This window comes from Trinickia sp. LjRoot230, from assembly GCF_964253315.1.
Classification (GTDB): domain Bacteria; phylum Pseudomonadota; class Gammaproteobacteria; order Burkholderiales; family Burkholderiaceae; genus Trinickia.
Genome location: NZ_CAXUQX020000001.1, coordinates 2,867,194 through 2,885,805 on the forward strand (window position 1 = coordinate 2,867,194; position 18,612 = coordinate 2,885,805).

The 18,612-nt window shown below is 62.5% G+C and carries 12 protein-coding genes and 1 pseudogene; 8 read left to right on the forward strand and 5 right to left on the reverse strand.

The genetic code is table 11. The features are described 5' to 3' along the window. Positions 1-13 precede the first annotated feature (13 nt). From ACSQ20_RS13020 to ACSQ20_RS13030, 3 genes are all read right to left on the reverse strand, one after another. Entirely contained in the window at positions 14-1,612 is a 1,599-nt protein-coding gene (locus ACSQ20_RS13020; protein ID WP_436020548.1) for a sensor histidine kinase, read from the reverse strand. Between the two features lie 103 nt (positions 1,613-1,715). Further along, positions 1,716-2,477, reverse strand: coding sequence for an ABC transporter permease (locus tag ACSQ20_RS13025; protein ID WP_436020550.1), 762 nt, complete (start codon positions 2,475-2,477; stop codon positions 1,716-1,718). After that, positions 2,474-3,403, reverse strand: a complete 930-nt coding sequence (locus ACSQ20_RS13030; RefSeq protein ID WP_436020552.1) for an ABC transporter ATP-binding protein — start codon at positions 3,401-3,403, stop codon at positions 2,474-2,476. Before ACSQ20_RS13030 ends, ACSQ20_RS13025 begins: the two co-directional genes overlap by 4 nt. Before the next feature lie 249 nt (positions 3,404-3,652). Between ACSQ20_RS13030 and ACSQ20_RS13035 the strand changes: the two genes are divergently transcribed. The 8 genes from ACSQ20_RS13035 (at position 3,653) to ACSQ20_RS13070 (ending at position 16,475) form a co-directional block, all read left to right on the forward strand. Further along, positions 3,653-5,005: an MFS transporter gene (locus ACSQ20_RS13035; protein WP_436020554.1), complete on the forward strand. Its 1,353-nt coding sequence runs from the start codon at positions 3,653-3,655 to the stop codon at positions 5,003-5,005. Between the two features lie 364 nt (positions 5,006-5,369). Beyond that, positions 5,370-6,206 (forward strand): IclR family transcriptional regulator, encoded by an 837-nt coding sequence (locus ACSQ20_RS13040; protein ID WP_436020556.1) that lies wholly within the window; start codon positions 5,370-5,372, stop codon positions 6,204-6,206. A 314-nt stretch (positions 6,207-6,520) separates the two neighbouring features. After that, entirely contained in the window at positions 6,521-7,885 is a 1,365-nt protein-coding gene (locus tag ACSQ20_RS13045; RefSeq protein ID WP_436020558.1) for an MdtA/MuxA family multidrug efflux RND transporter periplasmic adaptor subunit, read from the forward strand. Between the two features lie 12 nt (positions 7,886-7,897). After that, positions 7,898-11,050, forward strand: a complete 3,153-nt coding sequence (locus tag ACSQ20_RS13050; protein WP_436020560.1) for an MdtB/MuxB family multidrug efflux RND transporter permease subunit — start codon at positions 7,898-7,900, stop codon at positions 11,048-11,050. 22 nt (positions 11,051-11,072) lie between these two features. Beyond that, positions 11,073-14,372, forward strand: coding sequence for an efflux RND transporter permease subunit (locus ACSQ20_RS13055; protein ID WP_436020562.1), 3,300 nt, complete (start codon positions 11,073-11,075; stop codon positions 14,370-14,372). A gap of 69 nt (positions 14,373-14,441) precedes the next feature. After that, positions 14,442-15,365 (forward strand): hypothetical protein, encoded by a 924-nt coding sequence (locus ACSQ20_RS13060; protein WP_436020564.1) that lies wholly within the window; start codon positions 14,442-14,444, stop codon positions 15,363-15,365. Between the two features lie 120 nt (positions 15,366-15,485). Then, positions 15,486-15,932 carry a hypothetical protein gene (locus tag ACSQ20_RS13065; RefSeq protein ID WP_436020566.1) on the forward strand — a complete coding sequence of 149 codons (447 nt, stop codon included), beginning with the start codon at positions 15,486-15,488 and terminating at the stop codon, positions 15,930-15,932. A 27-nt stretch (positions 15,933-15,959) separates the two neighbouring features. After that, complete coding sequence (locus ACSQ20_RS13070) at positions 15,960-16,475, forward strand: hypothetical protein (protein WP_436020568.1); 516 nt, start codon at positions 15,960-15,962, stop codon at positions 16,473-16,475. On the opposite strand, the pseudogene ACSQ20_RS13075 reads toward ACSQ20_RS13070, so the two are convergent. Further along, positions 16,469-17,100: pseudogene (locus ACSQ20_RS13075) on the reverse strand (peroxiredoxin). The gene ACSQ20_RS13070 and the pseudogene ACSQ20_RS13075 overlap by 7 nt on opposite strands. A 65-nt stretch (positions 17,101-17,165) precedes the next feature. After that, the gene (locus ACSQ20_RS13080) at positions 17,166-18,476 is read right to left on the reverse strand and encodes an EAL and HDOD domain-containing protein (RefSeq protein WP_436020571.1); all 1,311 of its coding nucleotides are present in this window, start codon (positions 18,474-18,476) and stop codon (positions 17,166-17,168) included. Between the last annotated feature and the right edge of the window lie 136 nt (positions 18,477-18,612).

The following is an 18,612-nucleotide window of genomic DNA, read 5'->3' on the forward strand; positions in this document are numbered from 1 at the left end:
GAACCCTCGTAAATCAAGCGGCAACCTGCTCGGTCGCCTCCGGTAGCGATAAATAAAACGTCGTGCCCTCGCCTTCCTGCGATTCGGCCCACACGCGTCCGCCGTGGCGCTCGACCATGCGGCGCACCAGCGCAAGCCCGATACCTTCGCCTGTCGCGACATTGCCATGCAGCCGCTGAAAAGCATTGAAAAGACGCGGCATCGCGACCGCCGGTATCCCTAGGCCATTGTCCTTCACATAAAAAATGCGCAACGTATGCTCGCCGGCGGGCGCCGGCAGCACACCGATCTTGATGCGCCCCACACGCGTGGAGTCGAGGTAGTTCACCGCATTTCCGATCAAATTGGCGAAGATCTGCTCAAGCGCAGTCGGGTCTCCCCAGACGCCAGGCAGGTCCTCGACCATCATCTCGACACCGCACGCCTTGATCGACGCCTGCATCGCATCGAGCACATGGCGCACGAGCGCCGCGACATCGACCACCTGGCGGCGATATTCCACCCGTCCCACACGCGAGAGGCGCAGCAGCGAATCGATGATATGCGCGGCGCGCAGCACCGCGCTTTGCAAGAAGCGCAGCGCCTCGCCGATATCCTCGTCGATGAGCCGCTCGACCCGCGCGCGTTCGGCGGGTGCGAGCGACGACGCCCCCACGGCCACGCGCAGGTCGTCGCACGCGTGCGTGAGTTCCTTCGAAAAGCCTTGCAGATTGACGAGCGGCGCGCGCAGGTCATGCGACACGCTGTAGATGAACATTTCGTTTTCCTGCGTCTGCTGATGCAGCGTCTCGTTCGTGCGGGCGAGTTCTTCGGCGCGGCGCGAGAGGTCATGCTGGCCACGCGCTTGCAGCCGTTCGGATTCACGCAGACGGCGGCTCGTCTCGTGCAAGATCGCATCGAGGTGGGCCATTTCGTCGTCGCCCGGGGCCGGGAGCCCGAGCGGCGCGTTCTCGGCCAGCCGCGAGGCATTGTCCGAAAGCTGCGCCACACGCCCGCGCAAGCCGCGCGTGAACAGAAACATGGCCAGCACGGCAAGCACCAAGGAGCCGACGACCGCCACCGTCGTCAGCCGTTGCTGCTGAGCGAGCGCCGCGGCGGCCTCCTCCGAGCGACGCGAGTCGAGCCTGAGTTCCTCGGCCTGAAAAACCGACACTTGCGCGCGAAACCGATCGATCACGTCGACGTTCGACTGACTCTTGAACCGCTGCAGCACGTCGTCGGTGCGGCCGTTGCGCAATAAATCCTGCACGCGATCCGACCACTGGCGATACGCCTGCACCGTCTGCCGAATTCGCGCCGCGCGCTCGACTTGCATCGGATTGTCGGCAATCAGATCGACCAGTCTGTCGATATTACGATCGAGCGCGATCCAAAGCGACACCGGCGTGACCGATGTGCGATCGTTCCGGAGCACGGCACCGCGCATCCGAACCGCCTCGATCAACACAGGCTCGAGGATGGCGTTCGTCTGACGCAGTACGTCCTTGCCGTGGAGCGCCCATTGCTCCGCCTGCTCGGCATTGGCCTGCGCCTTGACGAGCCCCGACAGCAGCACGAGTTCGAACAGTGTCGGGATTGCAATCAGCAACAGCCCTTTGGTCGTCAGTCTCATGCTCGATGAAATGGGGTCGCGAGCCGAACGCCGTTGCGCTTGGCAATTCGAGCATTATGTCGACGTTTGGCCAAATGACAAAGCGCCGTACGGGCCACACGGGTCAGTTCTTGAGCCGATAGCCGGTCTTGAAGATCCACGCGATGATCGCCATGAATACCGCGAGAAACACCGCTGTCATCGCAATGCTCACGCCGACATGGACGTCGGCCACACCGTAGAAGCTCCAGCGAAACCCGCTGATCAGATAGACGACTGGATTGGCGAGTGCAATCGTGCGCCAAAGCGGGGGCAAAATGCCGATTGAGTAAAAACTGCCCCCGAGAAATGTGAGCGGTGTCACGATCAACAACGGTATCACTTGCAGCTTTTCGAAACCGTCCGCCCAGATGCCGATGATAAAACCGAACAGGCTAAAGGTGATCGCCGTCAGCACCAGAAAAAGCAGCATCCAGGCTGGATGTTCGATTCTGAGCGGCACGAACAACGCCGCGGTCGCCATGATGATGAGCCCGAGCATGATCGACTTCGTCGCCGCGGCGCCGACGAAGCTAATCACCAGTTCGAAATAGGAGACAGGCGCCGCGAGCAACTCGTAGACGGTGCCCGTGAACTTCGGGAAGTAGATGCCGAACGACGCGTTCGTGATGCTTTGCGTCAGCAGCGAGAGCATGACGAGGCCCGGCACGATAAACGCGCCGTAGCTGATGCCGTCGATCTCGCGGATGCGCGAGCCGATCGCCGCGCCAAAGACCACGAAGTACAGCGAGGTGGAAATGACGGGCGAAATGATGCTTTGCATCAACGTGCGCCAGGTCCGCGCCATCTCGAAGAGGTAAATCGCGCGGATTGCGTAAAAATTCATGAAGTCTCCCGGACGAGGTCGACGAAGATGTCTTCGAGCGAGCTTTGCGATGTCTGCAGATCCTTGAAGCGAATCTGCGCATCGGCCAAGGCGCCGAGCAGCCGGACAATGCCGGCCCGCTCGGATTGCGTGTCGTCGTAGGTATAGGTGAGCGCGCAACCATTGCGCGAGAGTTCGAGCCCGTAATCCGCCAGCGCGGGCGGCACGGCCGTGAGCGGTGCATCGAGATCGAGCGTCAGTTGCTTTTTGCCGAGCTTGCGCAGCAAATGCGCTTTCTCTTCGACAAGGATGATTTCGCCGCGATTGATGACACCGATGCGATCGGCCATCTCCTCGGCCTCGTCGATATAGTGCGTGGTGAGGATGATCGTGACGCCCTTTTCCTTGAGCCCGCGCATCAGTTGCCACATGTCGCGCCGCAGCTCGACGTCGACGCCGGCAGTCGGTTCGTCGAGAAACAGCAGCGTGGGCTCGTGCGCGAGCGCCTTGGCGATCAGCACGCGCCGTTTCATGCCGCCCGACAGCGTCATGATGCGGCTGTCCTTTTTGTCCCAGAGCGACAACGCGCGCAGCACCAGCTCGATGTGCGCCGGGTTGGCCGGCTTGCCGTACAGCCCGCGGGTGAAGGAGACCGTGTCCCAGACCGACTCGAACGCGTTGGTCGTCAGTTCCTGCGGCACGAGGCCGATCATCTGTCGTGCGCGGCGGTAGTCGCGCACGATATCGTGGCCGTCCACGACGACGGTGCCGCCGGTGGCGTTGACGATGCCGCAGACAATGCCGATCAGCGTCGTTTTGCCGGCGCCATTCGGCCCGAGCAGCGCGAAAATCTCGCCGCGCTGCACTTCCAGGCTGACGTTTTTAAGCGCCACGAAGCCCGAAGCGTAGGTCTTCGACAGTTGGGTGATAGTGAGGATAGGTTGCATGATGCGCGACGATAGCAGAACTGCGAAAAAACCGCCGCGAGCTCACGCGAGGGGTTGTCGAAAACAGCCTCATGGTGCGCCGCACCATCAACGACGGTCATAGCGGAACGGCAAAAGGACGTTCACGGCACGATCGGTGACCGGTACCATCTTCACAAAATGCCGTTATCCAAACCAATTGCACGCACCGTCGAATGATCCTTTGCACAAGGATGACAACGATATTGCCGCCTTGATTCAGAAAATGTGATGTCAGAAACCGATGAAGCGTCCGCGCTGAAAAGCCACGCCGCTGATGAACCAGCGGAACCAGCGGAACCGGCGAGTTCGGACAACGCGCGCACCGGCCCACTATCGGAGGCGGCGCTCCTCGGAAGAAAAACGCCCGCTGCGGCGTCCGACATGGCCGTCTCGACAGGCGTGCCGGCGCCCAGCGAATATCAGGCGTTAGCCGGCCTGCTTGGGGGCTATGCGCTGTTGATCGTCGGCAATGGGTTGTTTCAAACACTGATACCACTGCGTATGCTCAATGCCGGCGCCACGACATTTGCCGTCGGCATGATTCAATCCTGCTACTACGCGGGGTTCATATTCGGCGCCGTCTTCAACCGCCGGCTCATCGACCGTATCGGACAGCATCGAACGTTCGTCGCGTTCTCGTCGGTCGTCGCCATTCTCGCGCTGGCCTTCGGCCGCTTCGAGTCACTATCGGCGCTCGCGCTGATACGGTTCATGACGGGCTTCGCTTTCATGGGCTTATATACGTCGATCGAAAGCTGGCTGAATGGCGTGGTCCGAAACGAGCGGCGCGGCCGGGTCTTCGGCTCATATGCCGCGATCAACTATCTCGCCGTCGGCTCGGGCCAATTCTTGCTCAACGCCGGTGACGCCTCCGGCAACGCACAGTTATCCATCGTGGCCGCACTGTTCACTGCCGCGATATTGCCCGTGACGCTGCTCGAAGGGTGGCCGCTCAGGGTCTCCGATGCCGCGCTCGACCGAATGCCTTCCCGAACGTGGTGGGAAGGCGTCCAGGCCATGAAGGCATCCACACCGCTTGCGATCCCGGGATGCGTTCTTGCAGGCTTTCTCTATAGCTGCTTTTATTCGATGACCCCGGTTTATCTCGCCCGCACGGGCTTTTCAACGGCTGATCTGTCGGCACTGATGGGCACAGCCCTCTTTGGTGCGTTGTTACCGCAATGGCCAATGGGTCGCCTTTCCGACACGATCGACCGGCGGCGATTGGTCTATCACATCGCATTGATTTCAACCTGCCTGAGCGCCGCACTCGCGGTCTTTCACGCGCGAAGTTTCGTGTGGGTCGCAACACTGGCGTACGTGGCCGTTACCTTCACGCAATATGGACTCATCGTCTCCCACGTCAACGACCGGACCGAGCCGCATCACCGCGTCGCCATCACAGCAACGCTTTTACTGATGTTTTCTTTTGGCGGAATGGTGGGACCCGTTGTTGCGTCGCTATTGATGAGCGTCATCGGGCCGAGCGGGTTGTTCGTCTTCAACGGTGTTTCCGCCGCGATGCTGGCCATCAGTGCCGCGCGAGCGATGGGAAAGACGCCGTGGCGCGTCGGATCGTAGCCCCCAGCCTCGGGCCGATGCATTTACCGGGCGCAAAAAAAAGGGCGCCACGGAGACCGTGGCGCCACAAATAAGTTCTAGCCATTCCGAGGGCCGTGCTAGAACCTGAGAGACGGTATTGCGGACCGAACCGGGCGATGCCTCGGCTACCTCGTTCCGAAATGAGGTTCCATTTTTTCTCTTTCGGACGACGAAGTCAAGATAATTATTTCCGAATTATTGACAGGTAACCCCTAATGGAAAACGATTACATCATCCATATGGCGTATTTTTTACCGGTTAAATGGCAAACGATATGCGCACTTGCAAGCTATGAAATCGAAACATGAAATAAAGTTTCGAAAAATATCATCGGAAGACGATTGTGGCTAACTTCACGTCAAAACCCATACCGGAGCGCACGGCGTCTCAAAAAGACAGCTCGCCGGAGGAAGTTGCCGCCCTCGCTCGCGGCCTGACCGTCCTGCGGCGCGTGGCGATGGCCGATGCGCCGGTCAGCAATCGGGAATTAGCCGAACTGACGGGCATCCCAAAGCCGAGCGTCTCGCGCATTACCGCCACGCTCGTGAGCGCCGGCTTCCTGTTTCAGTTGCCGGATAGCGAGCGCTTCGTGCTGACGGCGTCCGTGCTCGAACTGTCGAACGGCTTCCTGCGTAATTTCGACATTCGGGGTCGCGCGCGGCCGTTTCTCGTCGAACTGGCGGAGCGAACCTCGCTGTCGGTGCACCTCGCGACGCGCGACCGGCTCGAGATGGTGGTCATCGAAACAATCCGTCCGAGCTCGGCCGTCCTTGTTTCGAGGCTCGAAATCGGCTCGCGCATGGATCTGACCCGCACCGCCGTGGGGCGCGCCTATCTCGCCGTGCTCGCCGACGCGGAACGACAAGCCGTCGAAGCAGGGTTGCGCGTGGCCACGGGCGACGATTGGCCACATCTGCACGCGCGTCTTGCGAATGCGCTCGCCGATACGCGCGCCAACGGTTACGCGATTGCCACCGGCGAATGGTACGAAGGCCTCAACGCCATTGCGGCCGGCTTTGTCGCCCCATCGGGCGAGCGCTACGCTGTGAACTGCGGCGGCGCCGCCCATTTGTGCCCGCGCGAATGGCTGATCGAGCATGCGGCGCCTGCGCTCATCGCATGCGTCGAGAAAATCGTGCGCGAGATCGGCGGCTCTCCCCGGTTGCGGCTGCACGATTGACGGGAGCCCCGGTTGTCTTAGGGCCTGTTCACGCTAATTACAGGCCCTAAGCTGCACGTTTGCTTTCGTTAGCCGATCGGTCGAGGTGTAACGACGGTAATCGGGTGAAAAATACACAACTGGACGATCAACGAGCACGCAACGTAGCATCATTCATCCGCCGTGGCGCCTTCGCGCCCATTTTCGCCTGCGCGAGCGACGCCACGCTACTACGCTACGCTATGCCGCAATGCGGCTGGTCTCGTTTCGCGCATCGGCTCGCGCTCTTTTTTGCGCAAGACGTCTTTCGCTTTACAACGCTTTGCTCAATACCGATGGCCGAACAAGAAAATAAACCCGATTCGCCCGAACCGCATCCGAACGCCGAACCCGCCCGCCAAGCGCCGCCCCGGGCACGGCGGCGCCGCGTGGGCGTGGCGGCCGCCGTACTGCTCGTCGTCGCGCTCGTGCTTGCCTGGTGGCACCCATGGAGCCGGCCGAGCCCTTCCAGCAAGGGACCGGCAGCGGCCAGCGGGGTGCCGGGCAGCCATCGCGGCGCAGGGCGGGCAGCGGCCAACATGCCGCAGCCGGTGCATGTGGCAACAGCGGTGCACGGCGATATGCCGATCGTGTTGACCGCGCTCGGCACAGTGACCCCGCTTGCGACCGTCACCGTCAAGACGCAACTGGCGGGCATTTTGCAAAGCGTCGCGTTTCGCGAGGGGCAGATGGTCAAACAAGGCGAGCTGCTCGCGCAGATCGACCCGCGACCTTATCAGATCTCGCTCGAAAACGCGCAAGGCGTGTTGGCTAAAGATACCGCGCTGCTGCAAACGGCCCGGCTCGACCTCGAACGCTACCGGACACTGCTCGCGCAAGACTCCATCGCACGCCAGCAGGTCGACACGCAAGCGTCGCTCGTCAAGCAATACGAAGGGCAAGTGCGCTCCGATCAGGCCAACGTCGACACCTACAAGCTGGATCTCGTCTATGCGCGGATCACGGCGCCGGTGTCAGGCCGCGTCGGCTTGCGGCAAGTCGACCCAGGCAACTATGTGACGCCGTCAGACACCAACGGCATCGTCGTCATCACGCAACTGCAGCCGATCAGCGTCATGTTCACGACATCGGAAGATAACCTGCCCGCGATCATGAAGCGCTTGCACGCGGGTGCGAAGCTGTCGACGACGGCCTACGACCGCAACAACGCCACGCCGCTCGAAGGAGGGCATCTCGATACGGTGGACAACCAGATCGACACAGCAACCGGCACCATCAAGCTGCGCGCGCTCTTTCAAAACGACGAGCAACTGTTGTTTCCGAATCAATTCGTCAACGCAAGGCTGCTGATCGATACCATTCGAAACGCCGTGATCGTGCCAACCGCGGCGGTGCTCAACGGCGCATCCGGCCAATTCGTCTATGTCGTCAAGCCCGACAACACGGTGACCGTGCGCAACGTGAAGATAGGCCCCGTCGACGGCGAACGCACGAGCATCGCGTCGGGGCTGGCCGTCGGCGAGCGGGTCGTGATCGACGGCTCCGATCGCTTGCGCGAAGGCGCGAAAATCACGATTCCGGCCGAGGCGCCGCCGGCCAGCGCACATGCTGGCTCGGGCGTCGCGGCAACGCCCGCAGGCGCACATCGGCGCCGCCCGGCATCGTCCCCCGAGGCGGCGTCCTCGGCCGCGCCGCGATAACGTTCCGACCGCATGAACCCATCCCGCGCTTTTATTTTGCGCCCTGTCGGCACGGCGCTCCTGATGGCAGCGATCTTGCTCGTCGGCCTCGTGGCGCTGCGCTTTCTGCCCATTTCGGCGCTGCCCGAAGTCGACTATCCGACCATCCAGGTGCAAACGTTCTACCCTGGCGCGAGCCCGGATGTCATGACGTCCTCGGTTACGGCGCCGCTCGAGCGTCAATTCGGGCAGATGCCGTCGCTGAACCAGATGGCCTCGCAAAGCTCGGCGGGCTCGTCGATCATCACGCTGCAGTTCAGCCTCGACTTGCCGCTCGATGTGGCCGAGCAGGAAGTGCAGGCCGCCATCAACGCGGCCGGCAACCTGCTGCCGTCCGACCTGCCGGCGCCCCCGATCTACGCCAAGGTCAATCCGGCCGATGCGCCGATCCTGACGCTGGCCATCACCTCGAAGACGATGCCGCTCACCGGCGTGCAGAACATCGCTGACACGCGGCTCGCGCAAAAGATTTCGCAGGTGGCGGGCGTGGGGCTCGTGAGCCTCGCGGGCGGCCAGCGGCCAGCGGTGCGCATTCAAGCGAACCCGCGTGCGCTCGCGTCGTACGGGCTCAATCTCGACGACCTGCGCACGACGATCGCCAACCTGAACGTCAATACGCCCAAGGGCAACTTCGACGGCCCGACACGCAATTACGCGATCAACGCCAACGATCAGCTTACCGACGCGAACGCCTACCAAAGCGCGGTGGTCGCTTATAAGAGCGGCCGCCCCGTGATGCTGACCGACGTCGCGAAAATCGTCGACGGAGCCGAGAACACGCGGCTCGGCGCCTGGGTGGGCACGCAGCAGGGCGTGACGCCGGCGATCTTGCTCAACGTGCAGCGGCAGCCGGGCGCGAACGTGATTCAGGTAGTGGACAGCGTGAAAGCGATCCTGCCGCAGTTGCGCCAGTCGCTGCCGGCCGCGCTCGACGTGGCCATCGTGACTGATCGAACCACGACCATCCGCGCTTCGGTGCGCGACGTACAGTACGAGCTTGCCGCCTCGGTCGCACTCGTCGTGCTCGTGATGTACCTCTTTTTGGCGAACGTCTACGCCACCATTATTCCGAGCTTGTCGGTGCCCCTCTCGCTGATCGGCACGCTCGCCGTCATGTATTTGTGCGGGTTTTCGCTCGACAATCTCTCGCTGATGGCGCTGACGATCGCAACGGGCTTCGTCGTCGACGACGCCATCGTCATGATCGAAAACATCGCGCGCTATGTCGAGGCCGGCGATACGCCGCTCGAAGCGGCGCTCAAAGGCTCGAAGCAGATCGGCTTCACGATCATTTCGCTGACGGTCTCGTTGATCGCCGTCCTGATTCCTCTGCTCTTCATGGGCGATGTCGTCGGACGGCTTTTTCACGAGTTCGCCATTACGCTGGCAGTCACCATCGTCATATCGGCCATCGTCTCGCTCACGCTCGTGCCGATGATGTGCGCCAAATTCTTGCGCCATACGCCGCCGCTCGCGAGCCATCGCTTCGAGGCGAAGGCCCACGCGACAATCGACGCAGTCATCGCGCGCTACGGCGTCGCGCTCGATTGGGTGCTCGAACGGCAAAGTGCCACGCTCGTGGTGGCGGTGCTCACGCTGGTGCTGACGGGCGTGCTCTATGTGGTTATCCCGAAGGGCTTCTTTCCGGTGCAAGATACGGGCGTGATCCAGGCCATCACGCAAGCGCCGCAATCGGTCTCGTACGGCTCGATGGCCGAGCGGCAGCGCGCGCTTGCCACCGAAATTCTGCGCAACCCGAATGTCGAAAGCCTGACGTCGTTCATCGGCGTGGACGGCACGAACGTGACGCTCAACAGCGGGCGCATGCTGATCAACTTGAAGCCGGCCAGCGAGCGTAGCGACAATGCAAGCAGCATCATCCGCGACATTTCGTCCGCCGTGTCCAACGTGCCCGACATCTCGCTCTACATGCAGCCGGTGCAGGATCTGGCGATCGACTCGACGGTCAGCCCCACGCAGTATCAGTTCATGCTCACGGACCCGAACCCGGACGAGTTCGCCACCTGGGTGCCGAAGCTCGTCGAGCGCTTGAAGCGCGCGCCGGAACTTGCCGATGTCGCTACCGATCTGCAACAAAGCGGCCGCTCGGTCTACGTCGAAATCGATCGCGCGAGTGCCGCGCGCTTCGGCATCACACCGGCCACCGTCGATAACGCGCTTTACGACGCGTTCGGCCAGCGCATCATTTCGACGATCTTCACGCAGTCGAACCAGTACCGCGTGATCCTCGAGGCCGAGCCACAAATGCAGCACTATATCGACTCGCTCAAATCGATCTACCTGCCCTCGTCGACGGCCTCGGGCGGACAAGTGCCGCTGACGGCAATTGCCACCTTCACCGAGCGCGAAGCGCCATTGCTGATCACGCACCTCGGCCAGTTTCCGGCCACGACCGTCTCGTTCAACCTTGCGCCGGGCGCCTCGCTTGGCGCAGCCGTCAACGCCATTCGCGCGGCCGAGCGGGATGTCGGGCTGCCGGCATCGTTCCAGACGCGGTTTCAAGGCGCGGCGCTCGCATTCCAGGCGTCGCTTGCGAACGAGCTGTTTCTGATTCTCGCCGCCATCGTCACGATGTATATCGTGCTCGGCGTGCTTTACGAGAGCTTCATCCACCCGATCACGATTTTGTCGACGCTGCCCTCGGCCGGCGTCGGCGCGCTGCTGGCGCTGATGATCTCCGGGCACGACCTCGACATCATCGGCATCATCGGCATCGTGCTGCTGATCGGCATCGTCAAAAAGAACGCGATCATGATGATCGACTTCGCACTCGAAGCCGAGCGCGAAGAGGGCAAATCACCGCGCGATGCGATCTATCAAGCTTGCTTGCTGCGTTTCAGGCCGATTCTGATGACCACGCTGGCGGCCTTGCTCGGTGCGCTGCCGCTGATGCTCGGGACGGGGGTCGGCTCGGAGCTGCGCCATCCGCTGGGCATTGCCATCGCGGGCGGGCTGCTCGTGAGCCAGTTGCTCACGCTCTTTACGACGCCTGTGATCTATCTCGGCTTCGATGCGCTCGCGCGGCGCGTGCGCGCACGCTTTGGCGCAGGCGCGCGCGGCGCGGATGCGGGCGCGGCCGGTGCCGGCGGCGATGACGCAAGCTAAAGACAGATGAAATGAGCCGCTCATGAACCTCTCGCGTCCATTCATCGCCCGCCCTGTCGCTACGACGCTGCTTGCCATTGGCATCGCGCTGGCGGGATGCTTCGCGTTCGTCAAGCTGCCGGTGGCGCCGCTGCCGCAAATCGACTTTCCGACCATCACCGTGATGGCGCAAATGGCGGGGGCGAGCCCGGACACGATGGCCACGAGCGTGGCCAGCCCGCTCGAGCGCCATCTCGGGCAAATCGCCGATGTCAGCGAAATGACGTCGCAAAGCTCGCTCGGCTATACGCGCATCACGCTGCAGTTCGGCTTGAACCGCGACATCGATGGCGCTGCGCGCGACGTGCAGGCGGCGATCAACGCGGCACGCGCCGATTTGCCGACGAGCCTGCGCAGCAACCCGACCTATCACAAGTACAACCCGTCCGATGCGCCGATTCTCGTGCTCGCGCTGAATTCGCCGACCATGCCGCCGGGGCAGCTCTACGATGCCGCGTCGACGGTCTTGCAACAGGCGCTGTCGCAAGTCGACGGCGTGGGCGAAGTCGACGTCAGCGGCTCGGCCAACCCGGCCGTGCGCGTCGAACTGGAGCCGCAGGCGCTCTTTCACTACGGCATCGGGCTCGAAGACGTGCGCGCGGCGCTGGCGGCGGCCAACGCGCACAGCCCCAAAGGTTCGATCGACTTCGGCGCGCACACCATCCAGCTTTACACCAACGATCAGGCGACAAAGGCCGCGCAATACAAGGACCTGGTCATCGCCTATCGCAACGGCGCGGCCGTCAAACTCTCGGACATCGCGCAAGTCGTCGATTCGGTTGAGGATCTGCGCAATCTCGCGTTGTCGAACGGCAAGCGCTCGGTGCTCGTGATTCTTTACCGGCAGCCAGGAGCCAATATCGTCGAGACGGTAGACCGCGTGATCGGCATGATTCCGCAGTTGAAGATGTCATTGCCGGCCGCTGTCGACTTGACCCCTGTCGTCGACCGCGCGACGACGATCCGCGCCTCGCTCAAAGACACCGAGCGCACGCTGCTGATCGCGATGACGCTCGTCGTGACCGTCGTGTTCCTGTTTTTGCGAAATTGGCGCGCGACGCTGATTCCAAGCGTCGCCGTGCCGATTTCGGTTATCGGCACGTTCTCGGCCATGTATCTGCTCGGCTATTCGATCGACAACCTCTCGCTGATGGCGCTGATCGTCGCGACCGGCTTCGTCGTCGACGACGCGATCGTCGTGCTCGAAAACATCTCGCGCCATATCGAGGAGGGCGTGCCGCCGATGCGCGCCGCCTATCGCGGGGCGCGCGAAGTGGGCTTCACGGTGATGTCGATCAGCGTCTCGCTCGTGGCCGTGTTCCTGCCGATCCTGCTGATGGGCGGCATCGTCGGCCGGATCTTTCGCGAGTTCGCCGTCACGCTCTCGCTTGCGATCGGTGTATCGCTCGCGGTCTCGCTGACGGTCACGCCAATGATGTGCTCGCGCCTGTTGCGTCCTGCGAGCAAGCAAAAGGCGCCGGGGCGCCTGGCGCGCACACTCGGAAGCGGCTTCGAGCGGCTTGCGAACGGCTACGCGCGCACGCTCGGCTGGGCGCTCGCGCATCCCACGCTCGTGTTGCTCACGCTCGCCGCCACGGTGACGCTCAACGTCTATCTCTACGTGGTCGTGCCGAAGGGCTTTTTCCCGCAGCAAGACACGGGCCGCTTGGTGGGCGGCATCATGGCCGATCAAAGCACGTCGTTTCAGCTGATGAAAACGAAGTTCGCGGAGATGATGGAAATCGTGCAAAAGAACCCGGCCGTCGATACCGCCACGGGCTTCACGGGTGGCCGGCAGACGAACTCGGGCTTCATGTTCATTTCGCTGAAACCGAAAAGCGAGCGCAAGCTCTCGGCCGATCAGGTCATCGCGCAGTTGCGCGGCCCGCTCTCGCACGTGGCGGGCGCGCAGACATTCTTGCAGGCGATGCAGGACATTCGGGTGGGTGGGCGCATGTCGAATGCGCAGTATCAGTTCACGCTGCTCGCCGATTCGACACCCGATCTCTTCGAATGGGGGCCCAAGCTGACCGAGGCACTCAAGCACCGCCCGGAACTGGCCGACGTCAACTCCGATCAGCAGCAAGGCGGGCTTCAATCGATGGTGACGATCGACCGGGCGAGCGCGGCGCGCTTCAAGATCACGCCCTCGCAGATCGACAACACGCTTTACGACGCGTTCGGGCAGCGCCAGGTATCGACGATCTACAATCCGCTCAACCAATATCACGTCGTGATGGAGGTCGCGCCGCGGTATTGGCAAAGCCCTGAGATGCTCGAGCAGATCTACATCAGCACGGCTGGCGGCAGCGCCGGCGGTTCGCAGTCGACCAACGCGGTGGCCGGGACTGTCACCACGTCGACCAGTGCGCGTACGAGCACGAACACCAGCACCGGCACGAGCACTGCCACATCGGTCGCGACCGACGCGGCTCGCAATCTCGCCAATAACGCGATCGCCGCGAGCGGCAAGTCGAGCGCGTCAACCGGTTCGGCCGTCTCCATCGCACGCGAGACGATGATTCCACTGTCGGCCATCGCCTCGTTCGGCCCGGGCAACACGCCGCTCTCGGTCAATCACCAGGGCTCGTTCGTCTCGTCCACGATTTCGTTCAACCTGCCGCCGGGCCGGTCGCTTTCCGATGCAACGAAGGCCATCAACGAAACGATGGCGCAAATCGGCATGCCGGGAACGATTCACGGCAGCTTCTCGGGTACCGCGCAAGCGTTCCAACAATCGACCACCACGTTGCCGCTCTTGACGCTTGCAGCGCTGGCGGCCGTCTATATCGTGCTCGGGGTGCTTTACGAGAGCTATATCCATCCGATCACGATTCTCTCCACGCTGCCGTCGGCCGGTGTCGGCGCGCTGTTGGCGCTCATCTTGTTTCGTACCGAGTTCACCATCATGGCGTTCATCGGCGTCATCTTGCTGATCGGCATCGTCAAGAAGAACGCAATCATGATGGTCGATTTCGCGATCGAGGCGTCGCGCCAGGGCATGTCGTCGACCGAGGCAATCCGGCGCGCCTGTGCGTTGCGCTTCCGCCCGATTCTGATGACCACTTGCGCGGCCCTGCTCGGCGCGCTGCCGCTCGCGTTCGGCACAGGCGAAGGCGCGGAGTTGCGTTCGCCGCTCGGTATTTCGATTGTGGGCGGGCTCATCGTCAGCCAAGTGCTGACGCTTTACACGACGCCGGTCGTTTATCTGTGTATGGACCGGTTGCGCGTGAGATGGGAAAAGCGACGGGCGGGGCCGGCATTGAGGCCACGCGAACAATAAGAAAGTTCGCCTGTCGCCCGCTGTAAGCGGACGCAAGAATGATCGGTAACGTAAAACGATTTTTAACTCATGCTTAATTCGGCGAATCAGGAAGTCAACATCGGCATTTTCGATGGCGTGCATTGGGGCCGCCTGCTGATCGGGCTTATCCTGACGGTTATTCTGTCGCTCAGTGTTCATGCAGTCATGCTGCAGGTTTTGCATGTTCCGTTTCCGTCCGCGCAAGTAAAAACCTGGATTCCCTTCCAGGTTTTTACCAATGTAGCCTTGGTTGCGGCAGCGATCTGGCTGTATGGCTGCATCCGCGCGAGTCTCGGGCGGCGCGCGCGAGCATTTCCGGCCCTCGTTCTTTTTGTTTTGATGTGCGGTTTTGATGAGACCTTGCGCGCATGGGTCATGAATGCTTACTGCACATTACCGCCGTTGAAATCCTCGATTTTCTTCGGCTTGATTGCGCTGTCCGGCGCTTTGTCTCCTGCCGCTGCCGCTGTGCTAATTGCGCTTGCAGCACCCTACATGCGCACGCGATGGCAGCAAGGTGTCGGTGCTCTGTTGCTCGGACTCTTATTGACGTTCGCTGTTGCGCCATTGGTATCGGCAGCTCAGCAGGCAGTTGCGGCATATTTCATTGATCTTGCCCCTTCGCAAGGCTGGTGCAAGCTGCCTTATGGTCCGAATGTGCTGGTGCCCGCGTATCTGACTTTCATTGAACCGGTTCTCGCTTGCGGGTTCTCCGTTGCATTGAGTTGGAAATGTATTCCACGAGGTTTCTGGATAAAGATATCGGTCTTCATGCTGCTTGCGCTCGCCCTCAAGAAACAGCTCTTCGCAGCGTTCTTTTACGCAGCTTATGCAGATCTGCCGTTCTGGACCGCATTGAGCAGTATGGGTCAATTCTCGTTGGAGGCAGTGGTACTCGGTCTTACCACTGCGTTGAGTTGGGCATGGGCGAATAAAGGTACAGGAAACGCAAGCATGTTTATGAGCCGGTGATCAGTCGGCGCTGACCATCAATGTTGCGCGCCGTTCTGGCGCACGCATGACGTATGGCATAGCCTGTTGTTAGGCGCCGGTTGCGGCTGCGGCCGCTTATTTCGACGAAGGAGAAACATCGTGCGATGGCAAAAGACTGGGTTCGCGCTCTTTGCCGTAACGGCCGTCTGCCTGAGCAGTACGGCACACGCGGCGCATTGGAACGTCGGCGTATTCCTGGGGCCGCAGCCCTATTACTACCCCGCTGCGCCGGCGCCATACGTGCCGTATTCGCCGTACCCGCCCTACTACTACGCGCCTTATCCGCCCCCCGTCGTGCAGCCCTATTATCCACCGGCTTACTATGCCCCGCCGCCAGTCGTGATCCAGCCGGCCGAGCCCGACGTTTATATCGAACGCTCGCAAGTCACGCCGGGGCAAGGGCAAGCAGCGGCACCCGCGCAGAAGTCGTCTTCGGGCGGCACCTGGTGGTATTGCGACGCATCGAAATCGTACTACCCGTATGCGAAAGACTGCTCGAGCGGATGGCGGGAGGTGCCCTCTGCGCCGCCCGGGCGGAACCGGTGATGGAACAACGCTCACGGAGAGATTGAAATGAAAGCGTTGCATGTGCGCACTGCGGCGGCCGGCGTCGTACTCGCGGCGCTCGGCGGCTGCGTTGTCATGCCGTCGGGCCCAAGCGTGATGGCGCTGCCCGGAACCGGCAAGTCGTTCGACCAGTTCCGCGCTGACGACGCCTCGTGCCGCCAATACGCGTTCGTCCAAGTGGGCGGCGTCAACGCTGGCCAGGCCGCCAACACCAGCGCCATCGGCAGTGCCGCGCTGGGCACGGCAGTAGGCGCCGCGGCGGGTGCCGCTTTCGGCGGCGGACAGGGCGCCGCCATCGGCGCCGGCGCCGGCTTGCTGGCGGGCGGAGTTGTGGGCGCGGGCACGGCGCAGACTTCGGGCTACGGCGTACAGCAACGCTACGACTACGCGTACATTCAATGCATGTACGCGGCCGGCGAGCGCGTGCCCGTGCCGGCCAGCATGGTCAACGCCTTTCGCCAGCAATACGATGCACCGGCGCCGCGCGAGAACGCACCACCACCACCACCGCCGCGCTATTGAGCGGTCGCGGCAGCACCGTTCGCGCGGTGCTCCGCCGCCCACCGCTTCAGCGCATTGAGCGTGTTTTGCACGTGCTGATCGGGTGACAACGAGGTGTACTCATAGATGATCCTGCCGTCCGGTGCGATTACGTACGACACGCGCATGGCCATCTTTTTGACGAGCGGCATGGCGGCGTCATAGGCATCGATGATGTGGCCGCTCTCGTCGGCCGCAACCGGAAACTTGCTGCGGCATTCGCTGACCGAAAAACGCTTGAGGGTGGCGATGTCGTCGTGCGAAACGCCGATCACGGCTGCACCATATTGCGGCCGGAGTTAGCGCTTCAGCGCTTACTCCGGTCCCACGCAGCGCGCCTGTATTCGTCGACCGCGTCGGCAAACTCGTGCGCCTCGATCGTGCAGCCCTTCGTGAACGCTGCCGGATAAAAATACAGTACGACTGGGCCATGTTTTAACGCATCGGCCAGCGAGTATCGGTAGCTCGCACCGGCAAGCGAAGCTTGCGTCGTAAAATCCGGGGCTTTGTCGCCGGGCTTGAGAACAGCCGCTGCATCGGCCGACCATACGCCGGTTGCAAGCGTGACGGCCAAAGCCGTAGCCACGCGGGACAGGCTTGCTTTCATATCGCTTCCTCCGTTGCGTTGCGTTGCGTTGCGGCGCGCGCTTCGCTCATGCGTGCGCCCAAATTCTACGAAACGGCGCGCGCACTGAACCACGTGGCAGCACTGAGATTGAGCTCGGCCAGCAGCGCTGGCTCGAGCACCGCAAGCTCGCCGTGAACAGCGGCCGCAGTACGCACCGCCGCCTCCGCGCTGCCGCATTCGGCGGCTTTTGCCACGGCGAGCAAGGCGCCGAGCGGGCCTGCGCCGTGCGTGATCGCATCGGCAATCTCGGCAACGAGCCCAAGGCGCATCAGCACGTCGGCCGACGCGGCGTCGCCCAGCAGCGCCGGCACGAGCGAAAAAATGCCGGTCATGAAGGCCGTGTCGACGAAGCGTTCGTCACGGGGCCGCACGTGGCTTGCCGCGAGTTCCATGAAGCGCGAACGCGTACCGGCCAGTTGCACGAGCGGATCGGATTGCCACGGCAGGCCGGAATCGGACGCGTACAGCAACAACTGCACCCAGCGCGCGACTTGCCGCGTACCGGTGGCGATGATCGCCTCACGCACCGACGCAATGCGACGCCCCAGCCCGTAAGCGCTCGAATTCACGAGCCGCAGCAGTTGCACCACGACCTCGGGGTTGCGCTTGAGTTCGCTTTCGAGCTCGACAAGCGCCGCATCGGCCGCGATCAGCGCCAGCACGCGCAACAGCGACTGCCGCGACGGTTCGGCGCGACGCGCGCTCAGCACTTGCGGCCGCGCGAAAAAGTAGCCTTGAAACAGCTCGAAGCCCAATTCGCGCGCGAGCGCGAAGTCCTCGCGCGTCTCGATTTTCTCCGCGACAAGCGTCTTGCCGCGCGCGCGCACCAACTCGGCAAGCGCGCCAAGGCTGGCGCGGCGGGCCTGCACGAAATCGACTTTGACGATGTCGATATGCGGTAACGCGGCGCAAAACGGCTCGCTGACATCGCCTATGTCGTCGAGCGCAATGCGAAAGCCGGCCCGGCGCAATGCGTCCACGCGAGCAAGCAGCGCGTCGTCGATCGTCACCGTCTCGAGCACCTCGAGCACGAAGCGCTCAGGCGGCAGAAGCAGCAGGGCATCGTCAAAAAGAAGCGTCGCCCCCACATTGACGTACCCCTGATGCACGCCAAGCGCCGCGGCCACGCCGACGCTGCCGATGGTATGGGCCACGACGTGCGCGGTTGCTTGCGCGTCGTCGGTAACCAACGCTTGATTGTGCCCGCTGCTGCGAAACAAAAGCTCGTAAGCCTTCAGCGCCCCGTTACCCCCCACGATCGGCTGTCGCCCGAGATACACGCATGCGGCGTCGCACCGGTCTTGCGCGGCGCCCTCCAAGCGCCCTTTTGCGCAAGCGGTTGAGTTGTCAGCCATGGCTTCCTTTGGCTCGCTTCTAGCTTCTGTTGTGCTGATGTGCTGCTTGAATCGGCGCGCGCAGCCGGTGCCGGCCGATTCGCTCGGTCCGCAACACCGCCCATCGGTCAGACATTATCGGCGCACTTTGCCGCAT